This is a genomic window from Micromonospora sp. AMSO31t, assembly GCF_008868175.1.
In the GTDB taxonomy this organism is placed as follows: Bacteria; Actinomycetota; Actinomycetes; order Mycobacteriales; family Micromonosporaceae; genus Micromonospora.
The window spans coordinates 1-955 of record NZ_WBKT01000313.1 but is presented as its reverse complement, the minus strand read 5'-3'; the positions used below and the strand labels follow the sequence as shown (position 1 = coordinate 955).

Genomic DNA, 955 nt, shown 5'->3' with positions numbered 1-955 from the left:
TCCCGCCCGCCGCAGGTCCACCCCGATCAGCATGGCGCCCCGCCGGTCCACGCCCGCCCGGCCGGACCGGGCCTGCTCGCCGGCCCGGGAGAGCAGCCGGTTGACCCGCTCCCGCTGGGCGTCGACGTCGACGTCGAGCAGGTCCTCCGGGGCGCCGTCGGTGAGCCGTCCCGTCTCCGCGAGGGCGGCGGCCAGCTCGTCGCGCAGCGGCCCCGCCGGGGTCAGCGCCACGGCCTCGGTCAGATACCAGAGCAGCTCGTGCAGCGGCCGCATCACCGCGAAGGTGTCGAACATCCGCCGCGCGGCCGCCGGGTCGCCGCGCCAGTCCCGCCCGCCGAAGGTGCCCTGGGCGACGTGCTGGCCGGCGCCGAAGCAGTCGAAGACCGTGCAGCCGGGAAAGCCGCGCTGCCGCAGGTCCCGGTGGATGCCGCAGCGGGAGTCAACGCCCAGGTTCGGGCAGGGCTGCCCGGCGGGCTTGTCGATCGCGAAGTCGGCGGAGGCGGCGAACGCCGGCGCGACGCAGCAGATCCCGAAGCAGCGCGTGCAGTCGGCGCGCAGCTCGCGGGCGCCGCCCGCCACCCGCTGGTCCACCGCCTCGGACACCGCCCGGCCTCCCGCCACCGTCGGGCACGCCCCTCGCGCCCCCCACCATTCTCCGCCCGGGTCCGTCCGGGCCGGCCGGCGGGGCACGGCGGTGTGACGGGCCCGGGGCGCGGCGCCCGCGCGGGGCGGGCGCCGGCCCTCCGGCTCAGAAGTCGAACAGCACGTCGGTGCCGCGCAGCAGGTGGCAGCGGTTGTCGAAGGTCCGGGTGTACGTGACCGGCCGGTCCTGCCAGAAGCCCAGGGCGCGGGCGGTGACCGGGGCGTACTCCCGGGTGCACGGGCCGAGCTGCACCTCGAGCGCGTCGAGGTGGCCGTCGACCCGGGCGACGAGCCGGCACGCGGTCGCCGGGTC

1 protein-coding gene and 1 pseudogene are annotated in these 955 nt (G+C 78.2%); both read right to left on the bottom strand.

Going from position 1 to position 955, the window contains the following annotated elements; translation table 11 throughout:
* Positions 1 to 603 (bottom strand): annotated as a pseudogene (locus F8274_RS30725) (pentapeptide repeat-containing protein); the annotation flags it as partial.
* Between the two features lie 145 nt (positions 604 to 748).
* Positions 749 to 955 (bottom strand): SSI family serine proteinase inhibitor (locus F8274_RS30720; RefSeq protein ID WP_225854059.1); only part of this gene is annotated, 207 nt, incomplete at its 5' end.